We start from the raw sequence: 17,134 nt of genomic DNA, 5'->3' as shown, positions 1-17,134 counted from the left end.
CTGTTCAGACGATTCAGAATGATTAAGATGATTTGCCCTTTCGCTTCCCAGTCGGGAGTTGGAAGGGCATTTTTTTGTCTTCATGTTATGAGCAACAAACAAGTTGTTCACGGCAACCGTTTCATTTCGATGTACAATAACGTGCAACACCGTGTACAGTAACGTGCAATACCGTATAAACAATTTGCTAATTTGTCCAAGACATCCATTTTTGTAGATCATATATTAAATTGCTAACTAGATATGAAAGGGAGGGTGTAACAGCATGTCGCTAGTTACCGATAAACCTATGCGTATTCAGTTGATGCAACAGCATGACATCAGCTTCGTGCTAGATGTGGGTGCCAACATCGGTCAATACGCGCTGGGGCTGCGCAATTACGGTTATGAAGGCATGATCGTCTCCTTCGAACCGTTGGAGAACGAATTCAAACAGCTGCACAGCACGGCTCAAGCAGATGAAAAATGGGTCTGCTATAACACTGCGCTTGGCAACGCAGATACAATTACAGAATTGAATGTAGCTGGAAATTCTTACAGCAGCTCCGTTCTACCTATGTTAAAGCTGCACGTGGACCATGCACCTGAGTCAGCCTATATCGGTACACAAAAAGCGCATATGTGTCGCTTGGACACTTTGCGCGATCAATTGCTCGGTAATTGGCATTCTATTTATATGAAGGTAGATGTCCAAGGTTACGAGCTAGAGGTCATTAAAGGCGCACTTCGTACCCTACCGATGATTAAGTTTATCGAATTGGAGCTGTCGCTTCACCCCCTATATCAAGGCCAGCCACTGTTTCTAGAGATGCGAGACTATATGCATTCGCTTGGGTATGAATTTATTTATTCAGAAGAAGGATTCAAAAGCTCTGATTCGTCTGAAATTTTACAAATTGACGGCATATTCGTACAACGCCAACTTTCATAAAAGGAGGCTAGCCTGTTGCGAATCATCCAACTGTTGTGTGCAGCTATGTTGTTACCCGATACTGAATTTGTAAAAACGATATCTGTTCAACTAAGAAATAGAGAGCCGTACGAGGATGAAATGACGCACTACTTAAGTAGCTTGTCATCTGGTGTGTCACGTATCGATTATATCGTCGATATTGTACTAAGCATGGAGAGCAGAGTCGTATATGATAGCCCGTATGTACACGGGGAAGAACCAACCGTAGCGAATATTTTTCGGAATACGATCACCTACTTCCCTGAACAACTGGTACACACGTTATTTCGAGAGCTGCTGTGCCGCGAACCCGAGCAAGAGGAATTCATCTTATACGAACACGCGGTAGCAAACGGGTTAAGTCCGGTCGAGATGTTCGCGTATATGGTACAAAGCGCAGAGTGTAAATCTTTGCTCGAATCCGGTCACAGCAATCCTGTGGCCGAACGATTGAAGCTCTATTACGTCGGGTAATAGAATGAGGCGTCATCGCAATCGAAACAGCAGAACTCCCGAGCGATTTACCGCTCGGGAGTTTAAAGAGAAGACTACGCCCGACGATTATCGTGACCAGCTTCTCCATTGCATCTGCTTAGTTTACATATACTTCAGACAGTTCATAATTTGTACCACCATTCTTCGTTACACAAAACTCGAAGTATGCATGAACGCCACTGAATGCATGCCAATCTTTAGGATAATACTTATAGGAGAAGCTTTGGCGGAATTGATCTTTTTTGCCAACATAACTAACTTCCACTTGCTCTAGCGTGGCCGCTTTCAACCCTTTTGCATATTCAGCCACTTTTTCCTTTGTATTAGCAGCAACGACTTCGTCTACTTTCTTTTTGAACTTGTCTTTAAAATGCTGACGTCCGTAACGAATTGGGGAGTCCGAATACTTATCGGCTGCAATCTGATCGATATATTCATCGAACTTCTTCGTATTGCCTGTCTCCAGCGCCTCACCGTATATTTTAATAAGTGTTACGGCATGCTCACGCATTTTTTTCGTCGTCTCTTCTTTACTTTCCAACTTAATAATTCCGCTCGTTGCTGGAAGTTCTACAGGTTTCACAGCAGCTCCACCTGTTGTTGCGGAAGCTTTACCCGTATTAATCGTAATCTTCTGCGCAGCATTATCCCATTTAATGTCCGCGCCTACTGCTTCAGCTACTGACCTTGCAGGTAAATAGTTAGTACCTTTATATACAATTGGTGATAGCTTCCCACCATTAGGATTCTGAGGCGTCCACGCCTTGCCATCTACCTCGAATTTAATATCATGATTGAGAACCGCTGTAATTTTCTCGATACCTGTTGAAGCAAATGCCGCAACCGTTCCCGAAATTAAACCTACCGATACGAGTGATGCAACGAACACTGATTTTTTCATTTTGACTATTTTCATAGATGTTTGACTCCCCTATTGTAAAGTTTAAATGCCGTGCCGTTTCTATTATTTTTATATCTAAACATACATATTGTGCGATAACTCACGCCTCATTTCAAGTATTTTCCTTATTTTTGATCCTTTTGTCCTAGTCCTTTGTTCATCTCTACTGGAAATCTTGTTTCTTTTTCCGTGCGAATAGAAATAAATCAAATAAAAATGTAAGCGCTTCACCTCATTGGCACAGTAGTTGAACAATTCATTAAAATTCAACTTAATATGCAACCTCGCTTAATGTAAGAACAATATCTAAATATAAAACAAAATTCGACAACATTTTTTCACAAATTAGTACAATTATTAATAAAAAGGCTAATAACTCCGTTGAACTTTGCCGATAATAGATAAAACTTGTCGAGAACGCCATCTAGCCCTCTAGTAAGTGATACTTCGAATTAGAATCTTTGCAGCCTACATTCGAGGTGATCTCGCGTAGAGACAGATGTTATTAATTAAAGCGATTCCATTCCATGTAGACGATGAAAGGCGGTGAGAAGCACACAAATACGCTGGAATTATTATTACTGAAAATGAAATGGAGGCGAATTTATGTATTCGCGGCTTCCTTCGTGGAGCAATAAAATGATGCATGTAAAATGGTTTACGGATGATAAAGACTGGAATCCGATGCCCATTGCTTATGTGATTACCCCCGCGTTTTTATTTTGGCTAGCTTTTACCTCTGTCCTCTTGCTGTTATTGGCCTATTACAATGAATCGATACGAAATATTCGTGTAGTTAATCGCATGCAGCTTTATCTCGATCCGTGCAAGCGCTTTAACCCGCTAATATTACGCGTGGGCCTTGGCATAGGGTTATCGCTACAGCTAAGCACAGGTACTTACTTAGCACCAGATCTCGTATCAAATGAGCGCTGGATATATATTGTACTTATCATCGCAATTATAGGATTACTACACCGCAAGACACTAATCATAAGTGCAATTGCCCTTACCATTTTGTATACACACACACTAATCTTTAACGGCGTGTTTCATGCGCTCGATTACATGTTCTACATTGGAATCATCTATTATTTATTCGTCATTCATAGCAAATGGAGCCGGACAGCATCCGCCGCGCTATACATTTGGACAGGCCTATCGCTTGCTTGGTTGGCCATTGAGAAAATGACACTCGCTAAGCTCGCCTGCTCGCTTATGCACGAGTATGGGCTGCCTTCACTGGGCTTTACGGTTGAGGACTTCGTGCTCATTAGCGCCTTCATCGAAATCGGGCTCGCCTGGGCGTTTATGGTCGGGATGATGAATCGTTTTGCCGCCTTTATGCTGACAAGTATCTTTTTGGTCACTACTACGGTGTTTGGGTTCAAAGAAATTGTCGGTCATATGGTCGTACATACGTTGCTCATTATGTTCATTATTGAAGGCACGGACAACACCAAGATGATGTTTCAGTTCCATCGCTCTCTAATGCTGCGTTGTACGTTCGTAGTCGTCAACTTTTGGTTCTTACTGTTTACGTTAATGCTGTTGTACGTGTGGATGGGTAGCCCAGGCAATATACTCTCATCCCCCATGTCATCATAGTTGTTCATCCATATAAAAAAAGCATAGACCTGCCTGCTATGGCACGGTCTATGCTTGTCTATTTTCACGACACGAATAATGCACACTATTTCGCTTTGTTCGCCATCCGGCTATAAATCGTGGCTACGATCGGCCCCGAAATGTTATGCCACACGCTAAAGATCGCACTTGGTACGGCTGCCAAGGGTGAAAAATGAGCGTTCGCGATCGCAGCTCCAAGCCCCGAATTTTGCATACCAACCTCAATTGAAATCGCTTTGCGACTTGCGATATCCAATTTGAACAGTTTGGCAAACAAATAACCGAGCAGCAACCCAAGACCGTTATGTACAATGACGACCGCAAAAATAAGCAGTCCTGTTTCAGCGATCTTCTGCTGGCTGCCAGCTACTACAGCGGCCACAATCATCACGATAGCAACAGTAGATACTAAAGGCAGCGCCTTAACGCCGGCTTCCGCTGGCTTTCGCAGCAAGCTTTTAAATATGAATCCTAGTACGATAGGAATAATGACGATTTGTAAAATAGACCAGAGCAGCGATGAAGCCTCAATCGGCACCCATTCACTCGCAAATAGCAAGATCAGCGCTGGCGTTACAATTGGTGCCAGCAACGTTGTGATGGAGGTGACGGTGACGGACAGCGGCACATCGCCTTTTGCCAAGTACGTCATCACATTGGAAGCTGTTCCGCCCGGGCAGCAGCCGACCAAAATGACACCGACCGCGATTTCTGGCGGAAGTTGGAGCCCTTTTGCCAAGCCGAATGCAAGTAAGGGCATAATTAGAAACTGCCCGAATACCCCGATCGCAACCGCCATCGGTCTGCGAAACACTTCTTGAAAATCACCTGGAGAAACCGTTAGCCCCATCCCAAACATGATGATGCCTAGTAGTGGTGTAATGTATGCTCCCAACCACTTGAACGATTCTGGAAAAAGAAACGCAAGACTAGCAAATAGTAAAACCCAAATTGCAAATGTTTTTCCCACAAGCTGACTGATTCGCTCCAATGTATTCATCTCCCAATTTAAGTTTATCCACCATTATAGGCTAGACGGGAAAAAATTGCTAGATTGTTTGAGCGTAAAATAAAAAGCGACACCTTGCTCGGTATTCTTAACATCGTAGCTGCTCTGGTGCAGCTCCAAAATATGCTTCGCGATCGCGAGCCCTAGTCCCGTTCCACCAAATTTCCGATTCCGTGATTGGTCTCCTCGATAGAAACGATCCCATATCCATTCGAGCTGATCATGTGGAATCCGATCGCCCTTGTTCTCTATCGCAATCCGAATGCTGCGATCTTGCTCTGGTTGACTATGCGTTTCCTCTACACCCAACGTTATAGCAAGCATGCTTCCCGTATCCGCATGTCGAATCGCGTTCACTAATACATTCATCAGCACTTGTTCGACACGTGTCCGATCAGCGTGCACACAAGCATCTTCGAGCCCATGTACGACGATCGATAATTGTTTGTCCTGCAAATGATTCATCAGCTTATCGACGATATTCGCGACCAGCTCCCGCAACGGGAACGAGCTATAATTCAATCGTATGGAACGAGACTCTAGCTTGGCTAGTTCGAGCATATCGTGGACCAACGTCTCCATTCGGTTCGTTTCATCCAAGATGACCTCGACATATCGTGCTCGCTTATGCTCGGCTACATGATCTTGCAAACCTTCAGCGAAGCCCTTCACAATACTTAACGGCGTCTTTAGTTCATGCGACGCATTGGCGATAAACTCCTTTTGCAGCTGCTCAATTTGCAGCTTACGCTCCATATCAGCCACGAGCTGTTCATTTGCTAGCTTTAATTCATTTAGCGAACGCTGTAAATTGTATGAAAGGCTGTTCAAGCTTGCAGCAAGACTACCTAATTCATCATTGCGTTCAATATGCGACACAGCGGTGAAATCCAGCTTCGCCATCCGCAGTGCAACACGATTCATTTCAATAATGGGCTGGGTTACAATTTTGGAAAATAACAGCGAAAGCAACACAATCAAGACCATACCACCTATGCCAATGTACGCATAAAATAGCTTTAGCGCATTAAACAGCTCCCCTACTTCTTGCAACGACGATAAAGCGAATATTAAGGTATCTAGCTGTCCGCCCTTCATTACCGGTTCAATCAGAATGACATTGCGAAGCCCGCTCCATGTATCCATCCATTCTGCTTCCACTCTTTCACCTTGCCGTAATGTAGCTAAAGAGGACTCGGACAGCGGAAACCAGTGATCAACGGCATCTACCAATATGCCTTCCCGTATCGTAGCCGTCTGATCATCAGGAAACTCTATATTCATGACTGTACCGGAAATAGGATGCAGCAAAGGCACATCAGACTCGTCTATGTAGGAGGTGAAAAATTGAGTTTCATTCTTTTGAATATGATACGGGTCAAATCCTTTTTCATAACCCTCCAAAATATAGTCGCCGCGCACCGTAATATAATCGCCTTTTTTAATCTTAGCTTTGATCACCTCAATTTGATTGTAGAACGAAAACAGCGGAATTCTTTCCATGCTTCCTTGCTCCGTTTGGAGATCAATACGAAAAGGACTCTTGTAAATAATGTCGCCATTTGGCTTAATAAAGGCAACTTGGGTTTGGTTGTTTTTAACAAATTGAGCACTCTCATTGTAAACACGTCCCTCATCCCATTGCTCCTCCACATATTGTTGTGTAAAGTTAGAAAAGTTGTTTTTTAAGCTATTTATTTTCTGCTTCTCATAAAAACCTTCAAACAAAAACAACTGCGCTGCTGTAAGCAGGATGTAAAAGCCGACCAATAATGCCGATGTTAACGTAAACCAGCGTAACGTAATTCCACGCTTTCTCATGGAAGAACCTCAAGCTTGTAACCAATTCCTTTTATCGTATGAATATGCTTTGCTTCTTCGCCTAGTTTCGCCCTTACCTTTTTAATATGCGTGTCCACAACTCGTAAATCACCCTCATAGTCGAACCCCCACACATGATCGAGCAGCGTTTCACGTGCCAAGACAAGTCCTCTATTTTTGACCATATAATAGAGCAATTCATATTCTTTCGGAGCTAAATCAATCTGAATGCCGCCCATTTCAACACGATGAGCTTGCTTATTCATGACCACGTTACCGAACGAGATCATATGGTGCTCCATGCCTACTGTACCTTCCACCCGTTTCATCAGCATGTTTGCACGCGCCACAAGTACTTTCGGGCTGAATGGCTTTGTTACATAATCATCTGCCCCAAGTTCAAACCCCATTAGCTTATCGTCATCGTCGCTTTTTGCCGTTACCATAATGATCGGTACAGCTGATTTTTTCCGAATCATCCGGCATACACTCCACCCATCCCATTTGGGCATTAAAATATCAAGAATGACTAAATCAATAGACAGTGTGGTAAACCGTTCGATCGCTTCTTCCCCATCACTTGCTTCGTATACGGTCCAATTTTCTTGTTCAAAATAGTCCGTCATAATTTCTCGAATTCGGCTTTCATCTTCAACTAGCAACACGGAATAGCTCATCCTGTTCACTCCTCTGTGTCTTTGATGTGTACATCTTCGTGTGCTTTGAACACACAAATGACATTTTACAAATATATCCTTGAATTATATACATAAATGGAGTGTGAGACCATGGATTCTGAACGTTTGCACCTATTAGATGGAATTCGAGGGTTTGCACTGTTAGGCATTTTACTCGTGCATATGCCCGCATTTCAGTACAGTTTCAATTTTGAGCCTGATGAAAAAATGCCATGGTTGGAGCAGCTATCGCTCCACTTTGTGCACATTTTTGCGGATAGCAGCTTTTTGCCGCTGTTTGCCTTTATGTTCGGTGCTAGTGTTATTTTATTGAAGCGGAGTCTTGAAAAAAAAGGATTGAATACCAAAATCGTATTTGTACGCCGCTTTTTGTTTTTAGCAGGTCTTGGTGCTATTCATGGAGTTGTACTCTGGGAAGGCGATATCTTATTGCCATACAGTGTTGCCGCTTTTCTCGTACTTGTCTTGTTCTTACATTGTAAACCGCTAACTTGCCTACTATGGGGAATCGGACTTTGGCTCGGCCCCGTACTCGTGTCTCTTGTCTTACGGCCGCTTGGCTGGATAACGTCTTCATACGTAAATGTGATGGATTTGTTATATTTAGTTATATTACCTTCTCCAGCCGAGTGGTTGCTAGAGTTGATATACAATTGGGCGGATGCGCTGCCTATGTTCTTAATTGGCATGTACATTTTTCAGACGAAACTATTTACGCACGCCGTTGAACAGCAACAGCGCAATCGTTATTTGGCTATTTTTTGCTTAGCTATTGGACTACCACTCAAAGCTTTATCGCATGTCGCCTATCTTCCCTTAGGGGATGATTTACTATCGATAAGTAACATTCTCGTTACGCTTGGTTATTTGTTCGGCATTGTGTACGCGTATACGACATCAATAGGCAGGAAATGGTTCAGGCCCTTCGAATTTGTCGGTAAAATGTCATTGACGAATTACTTAACACATACGATTGTGTTCACGCTAATTTTTATTCCAGCTGGTCATTTATTTGCCGGGGTAGGAATTGTTCAAGAGATCGGGATGTTCTGGGGAACGGTTGTGGCCTTCATCACGATTGGGTTGCAGGCTTTGTTTAGCGCGTGGTGGCTCAGCAAGTTCTCCTATGGACCTGTCGAGTGGATATGGCGCCTATGGACGTATTGGAAATGGTCTCCTATTTCCAAATCTGACTTCGCTCACGATGTCAAGCATGCGGATCATCGCAAGCCTACTGCGCTTACTCAGCATTCTGAGCGGAAACATAAAAAAAGCAGTGCTCTCTGAGCCCTGTGCTTATGCCTACCTAGGCTGTCGAGGAAGCAAAGTTAGTTCTTAACGGTTGCCATAGTGGCTATATCGCCAGATTTACCTCGTTTTGATTTCTAACGGTTATGGGTGAGCTTATTGCTCCCATTTCATTCAAAATTCAGCTGTTTTCATCGTAATAAGCGCCCTCATAACCGTTACATTTGGAATTGTTTCATATTCGCTGAAATAACAACTGTGGCGACCGTTAGGAGAGGAGGCACAGTTGCACTTATTTTAACATTCGAGCACGAATGGCTGAAAATAAATGCACTATTGCAGGCATTTCATATTTTTCATACCCTCCCTGCGCTAAACTAATTTCACTCGTAGCAACGCAGAAAGTTCCCCTTTGTACAAAAGGGGAACTCTCTCAACAAAAGAGTGCTATGCGCCTGCTCTTTATCTGTTCATATGCTGTTAGCCTTACTTAGCCACGCGTTACAACGGATTCACTTGCACGGCTGCTTGCTTGCCGCTTACTTGAATGCCAGACTGCTTACGTCCAACGGCTGCTAGATCACGGAGTAATTCCTCAAGCAGCTGCTTCGCTTTTTCCCCTTCCTTGCCTGAAACACGCACGACAAGTTGAACAGAGTCACCCGATTTAAGGATACGCTCGATTTGCTGCTTTTTCGTCTCATAATCATGTTCCTCGATATGTGGCGTTAAGCGAATTTCTTTCACTTTCCCCGGCTGCTCGCGCTTGCGAGCTTGCTGCGCTTCCTGCTTGGCCTTACTTGCACCGACAAGTTTGCACGGTGGCGGGCTGCTCATCATCGACGTGCAAACGAGGTCTACTTTGAGCTGCTTGGCCATCGCAAGTGCCTCAGCCGTAGAGACTATTCCTAAATCTTCACCGTCCACTCCGGTTAGATGTATTTCTGCTGCTTTAATCTTTTCATTTATAATCATTGAGGACACCCCTAAAAATTCGTTATAATGAACTCATATTACCTGCTGTAAGGAGAATTTTCAATGAATTCAAAGGAACTAGAAGAGCAAATTATTCGCAATTACGAACGAGATGAAAGTATGATGATACTTGTGTTTGCTCAATGGTGTGTCAATCACGGCCTTGATCCGGCTGATGTGTATCATAAGGCTTACCCGAAGCAAGCTGCTAATCATGCGTTGCAGCAAGCGATTGAGCTAACGGTTCCGAAGCAAGAAGCGGGTGAAATTCCCGATGAAACATTGCTAGGTGTGCTTGGTTTATTCGGTAACGACGAACTCGCTTTCGTCGTAACTGAACTTATGGATGCACGCAAGCTGCGTAATAAGACGAGCGAAGCGTAGTATAGCATAGAAGCTTAGTGTAACGTAGAAGCGTAGCGTAACGTAGAAGCGTAGCGTAACGTAGAAGCGTAGCGTAACGTAGAAGCGTAGCGTAACGTAGAAGCGTAGCGTAACGTAGAAGCGTAGCGTAACGTAGAAGCGTAGCGTAACGTAGAAGCGTAGCGTAACGTAGAAGCGTAGCGTAACGTAGAAGCGTAGCGTAACGTAGAAGCAAGGAAGTAAAGCGGTAAAGAAGCGTGTACGTAGTGTGTACGCAATACAATAAAGCAGTAATATAGTAATTCAACAAGACAGAAGAAGCCGTCAAACCCACGGTTAACGTGGAACTGACGGCTTCTTCATTGTTCTGTTTCAATTCACAACCGTTAAGGCTTAATTGGTGGCAATATTTCTACCGCTTGCACCAATTTACGCGCTACAGCATCTTTCAACTTCTTCTTATTCCATTTGGATTGATCACGCTGATCAAACGGGTATACATTTTCCCACAGTTCATAGCTCATCATTTTGTACGTCATGGGAATAACCCCTTGATCATACAGCGCTTGTTGGGTCTTATGCACATTCGCATCAGGCGACAGCAGCGCGTCTTCTAGCACATACACGTCAAAGTCCTCTTCGCGCAAATCGAGTGCCAAACGTTGCAGTTCTTCAGCAGTCATCACCCCCGATAACGCCACAATTTGTATTCCGTCCGCTTTGAGCTTCTTTTTCAGACCTGCTATTTGGTCCAACTCACTCCCCGTTTTCGTATATTCGCTTCTATTCAACGGGTATTCATGATTAGCAGGTGTTTGCTTAGCCAAGTTATGATCATTGACCATGTAGAACCGGCTAATACCGTAGATGTCCAAAGCAAGATACATTTGTTGCATCCGCGCAATGATCGCTGCTTTATTTTTAGGCTGGGCTGCATCAACCCGCGCTTGCTGATAGTTCACAACGATCGTGCCAATATCACCCGGCTTACGATACTTCACCACCTCATCCAGCGGCTTCACGCTCGGCTGCTGTTGAGGCTTAAGCTCCGCATCGGCAGCGAGCGATTTCTGCAAATAATCAAACGTAATCAACTTTACGCCCGCCTGCTCCAGACGTTTCAAAGCCGGTGCCACATTAGCCTCGGTTGAAAATACCGTGTCCTTGAGAAGGTACACATCCAGTCCCATTTCAACCAAACCTAAAGCCGTTTGCGCCACACACACATCTGTTTCCGCTCCTGCCAGCACAACTTGCTCGATGCCCGAGTCGCGGATCTGTTTAGCAAAATCTGCGTGGGCAACAGAATTAAAATACATTTTCACATATTCCGGTATTCCTTTAGCAGCATCCTTCAACGCTTTCGGCAAGCCAAATTCCCCTTCTTTCGATGCTTCATACGTAATCCACATCGGCAGTTTTTGCGCCTTCGCTAACTTAATAAAAGCCTCGCCGCGTGCAGCGATTGCCTGCTTATCCGGATTTGCTGCTCGATTCCACCAGTACTGCTGAAAATCAATGAGTAGAAATCCGATTTCATCGTTATCGTCGCGGTCTTTTTTCTGATGATCGCCATGTGTAGCCGCAGATGGCGCAGCATAGCTAGTTCCCATGAATGTGCTACCTAACAAGCTCATCACCACGAGCATACTTAACAACAGCCTTACCTTTAATTTGAACCCTTGCACATAAATCCCCTCCCATTCAAATGATATCGTGTGCCGATCCACATCATGTCTTCTCTTTCACAACACCTCCATTTCATCTTCATCCAATGTTGAACAATCGTTCCCTACTAAGTTTACATGGATTTGAGGTTTAAGCGCCGTCAAAATATTTGTGCAACAGAGCTACATTTTTTTGCGAAATATGCTAAAAAATCTCCCTCTTTTTCCGACATGAAAATAGGCATATATGCTTATACCCGCGCTCCCCATTCAGAAGTAAAATAGGTATGTGTACGACCTTGGTATTAATTGGTTATCTCGACATGTATCAGAAAGGAGGTTTACACGTTTTTTATCGGCGTACACCAGACATTGCGTTGCACGTGCTCTAGCCATAACATCCATAAATAAGGAGGCTACAGCTTGAGAACTCCAACATTCCGAAAATCACTCGCTCTATTATTAAGCACCACCTTAATGGTCAGCCTACTCTTCCCTGCACTCGCTTCTGCCGAACCAGCGGTCTCAGTCGTATCCCTTCCCCTTTCCGAGGCCAAATTCAAACTACACAACCCACTTCAACCCTTAAACCAGCTTCCGTCACACGCACCTAAAAACTATGTTCCTACTTCAGACAGTAACGACTTCGTAACGGTTATCGTTGAACTACAGCGCGAACCTGTCAAAGTGTTCGAGGCGCAAGCTAAAGCTGAAACGAGTACCAAACATAAAGGCAAGGTACAGCAAAATCGAGCTGCGGAAATCACCAGCTATGTCGAGCAAGTACGGGTCGAACACAAAAGCTTCAAGGAAGCGCTAAGCAATCAAATCCATGCGCAAATTGAGCGAGAATATTCGCAAGTGTTTAACGGTTTTGCTATTAAAATTCGTGGGAACCAGATCGATAAGTTACTTCAGATAGCAGGCGTCAAGGCGGTATACCCCAATGAGCAGTACCAAGCATTGCCGGCCACACCATCTGATGTGGTGACTCCATTCATGGACGAAAGCTCTAAGCATATAGGAGCAGAAGAGTTGTGGAAGCTAGGCTTTAAAGGAAAAGGCATCCGTGTCGGCGTGCTGGATACAGGTGTAGATTATAATCACCCGAGCTTAAAAGGGGCCTATCGAGGCGGATATGACTTTGTCGATAAGGACGCTGACCCGATGGAAACGCGGCCAAATCCGGCCCAGCCTCCCGGTTACGAAACGAATCACGGCACTCATGTAGCCGGTACGATCGTGGGACGGGGTGATCCCACTCAATCAGACAGTCCTACAGGCTGGGTGCGCGGTGTCGCGCCAGAAGCTGACTTGTACGCGTATCGTGTACTCGGGCCCTTCGGCAGCGGATGGACGACCGATATTATAGCCGCTATTGAGCAGTCCGTAATCGACGAGCTAGACGTAATTAACTTATCACTCGGCTCAAATTCAAACTTCGAGTACTACCCTACTTCCATTGCGGTAAACAACGCGTCTCTAGCAGGCGTCACCGTTGTCGTAGCGAACGGCAACTCAGGCCCCGACGAATTTACGGTCGGCAGCCCAGGTACGGCGGAGCTAGCAATCTCAGTTGGGGCCTCGACTCCACCTTTGCAAACCCCCGTATTCAAGGCCAAAGGTTTAAGCAATATTTACGCCAGTATTTTCTCCTACTCCCCACCACTTGGAAAAGGCAAACAGTTGGAAGTCGTGTATGCAGGCTTAGGGACGACAAAAGATTTTGAAGGCAAAGACGTAAAAGGAAAGCTGGCGCTTATTTCACGCGGGCAATTCAGCTTTAGAGAAAAAGCAAATAACGCCACCACGGCAGGTGCCGCTGCTGTCATTATTCATAACAATGTTAACGGTGAGATAAACGGCACTTTAGGTGGACCAGGCACTTATGCGCCTACATACGGCATATCGCTGGATGCTGGTGAACAATTGAAAAAAGAGCTGCAAAAAGGTACCCTCTCCATCACATTTGACTCAGTTAAAGAAAAAGATCGGATTGCAGACTTTAGTTCACGCGGCCCCTCTTTGCCTCACTACAACATTAAGCCTGATATCGCCGCACCTGGCGTCGCAATTCGCTCTGCTGTACCTGCATGGGACAACGATTATAAAAATGCTTACGCTGACCTACAAGGGACGAGCATGGCGGCCCCGCATGTGGCTGGTGCCGCAGCTTTAATTATTAATCAGGCAGAGGCGAAGGGCCTCTACTTCCAACCCGAAGAAATCAAAGCACTGCTTATGAACAAAGCCAAGCCGATTAAAAATCGTGCCGGCAAATATTATTCCATTGCCGAGCAAGGTGCTGGACGCATCCATTTGGCAGATACCACCTTTGCAGACACGCTTGCGCTCGTGCCGTCTGTCACTTCGGCCACTTATGGCCGCAAGTTGACTAATTATGAAACGGGTAGCCTTTCTTTCGGTCATGTGCTAGCAGGTAGTAAAGTGACAAGAGAGATTACACTCGTGAACGTTGGCAACGAAGCCCGTGGATTTGCTGCGGAGATTCAGTTTATTTCTCCCCAAGGCGGCATCAAGCTGCACACGGATGAATACGACTATCGCTTGGAAGCAGGAGACGAGAAAACCGTACGCGTGGAGCTAAACGTTCCGAAGGGAACGAAAAACGGGGTTTATGATGGATTTATACGATTTGACGACGTATTTGCCGAATCCCTTGTCATTCCTTTTAGCCTCTATGTTGGCGACGAGTACACGATTGCTCCTGTTGCAGACTTTCAGGTGTACCCGAATATTTTTTCTCCGAATGGTGATGGAGTTGGTGACACAGCAGACATTTCCTTTCAACTCAAAAAACGAATCAACGATCTGAGCATCTCTGTCCAGCATGCAGTCTACGGGGAGCTGGGTGCGCTGTATGATGAACCTAAGCCGCATGAGCCAGACACTTATACGATCCGAGATTGGAACGGTACTGTTAAAAAAAATGGCACGACCACGCAGCTTCTAGATGGAAAGTATAATGTGGTTGCCTTGTCACGGAATACGAAGGAGAAGTTTAAAGATGGTGAGGCGAGCGTAATTGTAGATCGCCAAGCTCCTACCTACACTTTAGACACTCCGCACGTTAGAATTCATCCCGAAGATCGGTCAAAAGTGATTATTTCAGGTACGATCGATTCCGATTTATTACTCGATTTATTTCAAGGTTACCCGATACGACGGTACGTTGGCACTGCTGTAATCGTCAATTTCGAGGGCGAGTCCCGACAATTCGACGGTATCATTGATGATGCTGGTCGCTTCACGATTGAAGCTCCGCGCAAAGTGGAACAGAACAAATATGCCTTGTACGTATTTGATTCTGTAGGTAACGGCACCACGAAGCCCGCGCAAGTGTTCATTCATGATCCATCAAAAGTACAGGTCGGACCTGTTGCATTGAAAAAAGAGGTGAAGACAGGCGATCCCTTTGGGGTAAACGTCCAATTTTCTGTAGCTGATGCGGTGTACTCTGCGAAGTTCAGCTTAACGTATGATGCAAAATTGACGTTAGCTAAAGTGGAGCCCAGCGTTCAGCTAGCTGTGTATCAGCAGCAATTCGATTCTGGAAAGCCACTCCTTACCCACGCGGTAGAAACAGACTTAGCGAACGGCAAAAAGCGGCTGGACTACAAGATTAGCCTGACCAAAAGCGCTTACAAAGGCGAAGGCTCGCTTGCCCAGTTCACTTTTACCAGTGCATCAGAAGGCGCGTATACCTTTGACGTATCACAAGTGGAAATAAAAGATGACGCTCAGCTTGCTGTACCCATCACGAATTGGGATGCGGCCACGGTTACGGTGAAGAAACCTGACGCACCAAATCCGAAGCCAAATCCAGACCCAGATCCGAAACCCAAACCGAATCCAGGCCCGGACCCCAACCCTAAACCACGTCCTGACCCAGGATCTGGCTCTGGCGGCTCTGGTGGCTCTGGAGGATCAGGCTCGTCGGGGTCTTCAAGTCCTGCTCCAAGCACTTCACCAACGAGCCCTACCGGCATAAAAAGCACTGCCGGGACGTTAACGGAATCCAAGCAAGACGGCAAGACGACGGCTAAGCTAGCTGTAGACGCTGCGGCGTTAAGCAAGCAGCTTAGCAACAAAGACGCCAAACAAGCACAATTGGACGTCACATCCGTTAAATTCAATACGTATAGTCACGTTGAAGTCCGTCTAGATAAAGTCCTTGCTAAGCAGCTTGAGCAATCACAAAGAGACTTGCTTATTATCGGCGAGTCGTTTGAAATCCTCGTGCCAAGCGCAGCTATTGCAGAATTACGCGGCCTTGATGGCATCTTGTTTACATTGTCGGTGACCGACATCAAGAAGCAGCAAGACAAAAAAGAAAGCCTGAACCGCGATACCGTTACGCAACAGAACGTAGCTTTACAGCAGCGTTCACCTGCCCTATCGATTCGCGGAGCAAAACAAAATATCGTCACCCCGCTGCAAATTGCACTCAAGCTGGATAGCACGAAGCATGATTCCGCTAAAGTCGGAGTCTATTCCGAATCTCCATCCGCAAAGTGGGTGTATCATGCAGCAGGGCATCACGCCAAAGCTGGCTTCATTAGCTTCAAATCGAATCAATGGGGCGCTTACACATTAGCCGTGCAAAGCACCACGTTTAAGGACATTGCTTCGCACTGGGCGAAAAAAGAAATCGAGGTCATCGCCGCCCATCAATTATTGAACGGTAAGCATCACGCAGACATGTTCCATCCGAACGACCAACTGACCGTCGCGGAGTTTGCCGCACTGCTCGATCGTTTACTCGGCACAGGTGTCACTTGGGAGCAGCGCAGCACAGAAGCTGGTGCAGCACAGGCGATAACGCGTGAGCAAGTCGTCGTTCAATTGGCTACAGCATTGAAAGCAGACTTATCCAAAGCTCATTTAGCGTTGAATTTTAAGGATAAGGACTCTATAGCAGCTGCGTCACAAGCTGCCGTCGCGTACGCTGTAAACAGCGGCTTCGTTAAAGGCACGCACAACTACACGTTCAATCCACAGGGCGCCTTAACCCGTGCTGAGGCTGCCGTCATTCTGTACCGTGTGCTGCAATCGTTGCAAGCTGCCAAGTAACAGTAACAATTAGAGTTACAGTCAGAGTTAGAGTAACATTTACTGTAACGTAACGCTGCGTTATACCTGATACAGGATACACATTCGCTGGTATATTCTTCAGATCGAATCATTGCTGCCTATCCTTATCAGCCAAAAGGCAACACTGCGCCATTGCGAGCGCAGTGTTGCCTGCTTTATTCCGACCCCATACAAGCAAGGAATACGACTTCTCCTTCATTTCATACGCTGAACATACTCTCAACTTCTGCAACACACATCTGGCACCTCTTAATCAGCATG

Annotated in this window: 12 protein-coding genes; 6 read left to right on the top strand and 6 right to left on the bottom strand. The window is 45.4% G+C overall.

All coding sequences use genetic code 11. The annotated features are described in order from the left end of the window. Positions 1-265: 265 nt before the first annotated feature. Positions 266-931: an FkbM family methyltransferase gene (locus KIK04_RS21490; protein WP_232275676.1), complete on the top strand. Its 666-nt coding sequence runs from the start codon at positions 266-268 to the stop codon at positions 929-931. Positions 932-946: 15 nt separating this feature from the next. Beyond that, positions 947-1,426, top strand: a complete 480-nt coding sequence (locus tag KIK04_RS21485; protein WP_232275675.1) for a hypothetical protein — start codon at positions 947-949, stop codon at positions 1,424-1,426. A 118-nt stretch (positions 1,427-1,544) separates the two neighbouring features. On the opposite strand, the gene KIK04_RS21480 is transcribed toward KIK04_RS21485, so the two are convergent. Beyond that, on the bottom strand, positions 1,545-2,363 hold the full coding sequence (locus KIK04_RS21480) for a stalk domain-containing protein (protein WP_232275673.1): 819 nt from the start codon (positions 2,361-2,363) through the stop codon (positions 1,545-1,547). Between the two features lie 591 nt (positions 2,364-2,954). On the opposite strand from KIK04_RS21480, the gene KIK04_RS21475 reads away from it, so the two are divergent. Continuing rightward, entirely contained in the window at positions 2,955-3,956 is a 1,002-nt protein-coding gene (locus KIK04_RS21475; protein WP_232275672.1) for a hypothetical protein, read from the top strand. An 85-nt stretch (positions 3,957-4,041) separates the two neighbouring features. On the opposite strand, the gene KIK04_RS21470 is transcribed toward KIK04_RS21475, so the two are convergent. Genes KIK04_RS21470 through KIK04_RS21460 form a run of 3 tightly spaced genes read right to left on the bottom strand, consistent with a single transcriptional unit; the run spans position 4,042 to position 7,484 of the window. Next, entirely contained in the window at positions 4,042-4,977 is a 936-nt protein-coding gene (locus tag KIK04_RS21470) for a bile acid:sodium symporter family protein (protein WP_232275670.1), read from the bottom strand. Between the two features lie 24 nt (positions 4,978-5,001). Then, on the bottom strand, positions 5,002-6,807 hold the full coding sequence (locus KIK04_RS21465) for a sensor histidine kinase (protein ID WP_232275669.1): 1,806 nt from the start codon (positions 6,805-6,807) through the stop codon (positions 5,002-5,004). Continuing rightward, the gene (locus tag KIK04_RS21460) at positions 6,804-7,484 is read right to left on the bottom strand and encodes a response regulator transcription factor (RefSeq protein ID WP_232275667.1); all 681 of its coding nucleotides are present in this window, start codon (positions 7,482-7,484) and stop codon (positions 6,804-6,806) included. Before KIK04_RS21460 ends, KIK04_RS21465 begins: the two co-directional genes overlap by 4 nt. Positions 7,485-7,595: 111 nt before the next feature. On the opposite strand from KIK04_RS21460, the gene KIK04_RS21455 reads away from it, so the two are divergent. Beyond that, positions 7,596-8,792, top strand: a complete 1,197-nt coding sequence (locus KIK04_RS21455; protein ID WP_232275666.1) for a DUF418 domain-containing protein — start codon at positions 7,596-7,598, stop codon at positions 8,790-8,792. Positions 8,793-9,254: 462 nt separating this feature from the next. Here KIK04_RS21455 and infC read toward each other — a convergent pair whose 3' ends face one another. Continuing rightward, complete coding sequence (gene infC / locus KIK04_RS21450; RefSeq protein WP_232275664.1) at positions 9,255-9,728, bottom strand: translation initiation factor IF-3; 474 nt, start codon at positions 9,726-9,728, stop codon at positions 9,255-9,257. Between the two features lie 63 nt (positions 9,729-9,791). On the opposite strand from infC, the gene KIK04_RS21445 reads away from it, so the two are divergent. Then, a complete protein-coding gene (locus KIK04_RS21445; protein WP_232275663.1) occupies positions 9,792-10,112 on the top strand; it encodes a hypothetical protein in 321 nt (106 codons plus the stop codon). Between the two features lie 365 nt (positions 10,113-10,477). Here the strand turns inward: KIK04_RS21445 and KIK04_RS21440 are convergent, their stop codons facing one another. Further along, the gene (locus tag KIK04_RS21440) at positions 10,478-11,779 is read right to left on the bottom strand and encodes an isochorismatase family protein (RefSeq protein ID WP_232275662.1); all 1,302 of its coding nucleotides are present in this window, start codon (positions 11,777-11,779) and stop codon (positions 10,478-10,480) included. 402 nt (positions 11,780-12,181) lie between these two features. Between KIK04_RS21440 and KIK04_RS21435 the strand changes: the two genes are divergently transcribed. Beyond that, positions 12,182-16,852 (top strand): S8 family serine peptidase, encoded by a 4,671-nt coding sequence (locus KIK04_RS21435; RefSeq protein ID WP_232275660.1) that lies wholly within the window; start codon positions 12,182-12,184, stop codon positions 16,850-16,852. Positions 16,853-17,134 lie beyond the last annotated feature (282 nt).

Source organism: Paenibacillus sp. 481 (genome assembly GCF_021223605.1).
In the GTDB taxonomy this organism is placed as follows: domain Bacteria; phylum Bacillota; class Bacilli; order Paenibacillales; family Paenibacillaceae; genus Paenibacillus_B.
The sequence above is the reverse complement of the archived record's forward strand: the minus strand, read 5'-3'. Positions and strand labels throughout refer to the sequence as shown.

What these genes read in the sequence shown, in the direction of transcription:
- KIK04_RS21490 (WP_232275676.1), top strand. Translation starts at nt 266, where the DNA reads ATGTCGCTAGTTACCGATAAACCTATGCGTATTCAGTTGATGCAACAG.
- KIK04_RS21480 (WP_232275673.1), bottom strand. Translation starts at nt 2,363, where the DNA reads ATGAAAATAGTCAAAATGAAAAAATCAGTGTTCGTTGCATCACTCGTA.
- KIK04_RS21475 (WP_232275672.1), top strand. Translation starts at nt 2,955, where the DNA reads ATGTATTCGCGGCTTCCTTCGTGGAGCAATAAAATGATGCATGTAAAA.
- KIK04_RS21470 (WP_232275670.1), bottom strand. Translation starts at nt 4,977, where the DNA reads ATGAATACATTGGAGCGAATCAGTCAGCTTGTGGGAAAAACATTTGCA.
- KIK04_RS21465 (WP_232275669.1), bottom strand. Translation starts at nt 6,807, where the DNA reads ATGAGAAAGCGTGGAATTACGTTACGCTGGTTTACGTTAACATCGGCA.
- KIK04_RS21460 (WP_232275667.1), bottom strand. Translation starts at nt 7,484, where the DNA reads ATGAGCTATTCCGTGTTGCTAGTTGAAGATGAAAGCCGAATTCGAGAA.
- KIK04_RS21455 (WP_232275666.1), top strand. Translation starts at nt 7,596, where the DNA reads ATGGATTCTGAACGTTTGCACCTATTAGATGGAATTCGAGGGTTTGCA.
- infC (WP_232275664.1), bottom strand. Translation starts at nt 9,728, where the DNA reads ATGATTATAAATGAAAAGATTAAAGCAGCAGAAATACATCTAACCGGA.
- KIK04_RS21445 (WP_232275663.1), top strand. Translation starts at nt 9,792, where the DNA reads ATGAATTCAAAGGAACTAGAAGAGCAAATTATTCGCAATTACGAACGA.